The sequence below is a fragment of the Cellulomonas bogoriensis 69B4 = DSM 16987 genome (genome assembly GCF_000767165.1).
In the GTDB taxonomy this organism is placed as follows: Bacteria; Actinomycetota; Actinomycetes; order Actinomycetales; family Cellulomonadaceae; genus Actinotalea; species Actinotalea bogoriensis.
The window spans coordinates 1-1,906 of record NZ_AXCZ01000295.1; the positions used below are offsets into that span (position 1 = coordinate 1).

General features: G+C 61.3%; 2 protein-coding genes. One reads left to right on the forward strand and one right to left on the reverse strand.

All coding sequences use genetic code 11. The annotated features are described in order from the left end of the window. Positions 1-92 precede the first annotated feature (92 nt). Positions 93-329, reverse strand: coding sequence for an IS3 family transposase (locus N869_RS14765; RefSeq protein WP_052105629.1), 237 nt, complete (start codon positions 327-329; stop codon positions 93-95). A gap of 46 nt (positions 330-375) precedes the next feature. On the opposite strand from N869_RS14765, the gene N869_RS16700 reads away from it, so the two are divergent. Further along, the gene (locus N869_RS16700; RefSeq protein ID WP_052105630.1) at positions 376-864 is read left to right on the forward strand and encodes a hypothetical protein; all 489 of its coding nucleotides are present in this window, start codon (positions 376-378) and stop codon (positions 862-864) included. Positions 865-1,906 lie beyond the last annotated feature (1,042 nt).

The window sequence follows — 1,906 nt, forward strand, 5'->3', positions numbered from 1 at the left end:
AACGTCACCTGCACCACACCATCAGTGACCGTCACACCCAGGTCCGATCCCCGGGACTGCTGCAGGGTCGGTTGACACGGGGTGAGTGGTGATTATGCCGCAAGGGCGGCGTTCTGGGCGGTGAAGGCGAGCTCGAACTCGACCGGGGTGAGCTTGCCGAGGGCCCGCTGGCGTCGACAACGGTTGTAGGTCCGTTCGATCCAGAACACCATCACGTCGTGCAACTCATCGCGCGTGGCCCAGCGGCGACGGTCCAGGACGTTCTTCTGCAGCAAGGCGTCCCAGGACTCCATGGCGGCGTTGTCACCCGCGGAGGCGAGGCGACCCATCGACCCCTGCAGCCCCGCGGCGGTGATGAGCCGGTAACATTCCCCAATGGCACTCTTCAAGCGGAAGCCGGAACCTGTGGTGTCGGCACGTTCTCCGTCGGCCGTTGCCGGACGGGCAGCCGTCGGGTTCACGGGAATCGCCGCCAGCAGCCTGGAGCGCGGCGACTTCACACCGTACGAGTTCCAGACAGACACCGGTACTTGGGTTCGCTTGCACGACATGCAGTTCGTAGGCTTCGACTACCGAGTTCAGACTCCGACGCTGACCCTGCGCTTCGTCTACAACGATCCCGAGTGGACACCGCCAGGAGCACGCGCCACGCCGGTCGCCGTCCTGAAGTTTCGCGACGCCCTGGTGCACGCGTGGGAGGACGACGATGACCTGCTCGGGACGCCGATCGATGTGCGTGAGCAGGTCGGCGATCTGGAGTACCGGTCATCGACCAACGAGTTCTTGCTCGAGACTGTGAGCACCAGGCTGCATTTCACTGCCAGTTCCCTAGCGGTTCACCTCGAACCAAGCTTCCCACAATGAGGCATTCGACATTACGCTGAGCTAGGGGTCAGGTGCTCTACGATCTCGTTCGAGTCGCCGCTCGAAACAAGAAGCAGAGTCCACCCCGAACAGTTTGGCCTAAATGTCAGAAGCGCGGCAGCCCTGGCCCTGTACGCAACGATGCAGGCTCGGCCTTCTTCTGCTTGAGCACGAGTTCGCGCTCGCGGGTCAATAGTGTTAATTCGGGTTGGCGCACCCAACGCATATAACAGTGTGACGTCCGCCAGGTAATCGACTACATCTTGTGTCGGACGATCGATTACACGCGCATCGACCAGGTGCTCTCGCCTGACCCTAATCTGGCCAAAGAATAGTGATGAAAGTCGCTCGAGCCTGTTAAGCCGAACCTCTATCGCACTATCGACAAGAACAATCTTCGCCATTGCGCCTCCAATACCTGGGCCATCGCTCGCCACTCGCGGGTCCTGCATGTTCAACGACAACTTCGCACCGCTCCAACACCGCCGAAGCCAGCACTCAAGACGTTATAGCCGTGCACCATTCCGCGCGAGAAACGGCCAGCACCTACCATTACACCGCCGTAGGCCCTACGTATATATCTGGTGGGCGAAAGCCGAGAGATTCTGCGGCTCGAAGCTGAGAGTGCGCGACCGGCCCTTATCAGAGACGCCCCCCCTCAGGAGTGCCGCGCCAGTTCCACCGGTGGCAACAGAGGCAACTCCGATGGCACAATCTCCGACGCGCCGTTTAGCGCAAGAGTAACCTGCGCTGACAGCAGAGATTGCAAGTCCTGCGACGGCGCACGCCGAGCACACCACAAGCCCAACAACAGTCAAACCAAGGGCAATCGAATCTCTGTGCCTCACGCCAAACTTCCACGCGGCGGACGCGCCTCGTCCCACCGTGCGCGCAGCCGATCCAACCTTGCTCCAGGCTTTCCTCCACTTGCTCCGATGTCCGTCGAGGTCGGTTTTGTTTACCGGGTCTTGCGGGTACGCATAGGCGGTGGTGTTGCCTCCGACGACAGGGTCGACGGAGGTGAAGAGTCCGGTGACGGGGT

What these genes read in the sequence shown, in the direction of transcription:
- N869_RS14765 (WP_052105629.1), bottom strand. Translation starts at nt 329, where the DNA reads ATGGGTCGCCTCGCCTCCGCGGGTGACAACGCCGCCATGGAGTCCTGG.
- N869_RS16700 (WP_052105630.1), top strand. Translation starts at nt 376, where the DNA reads ATGGCACTCTTCAAGCGGAAGCCGGAACCTGTGGTGTCGGCACGTTCT.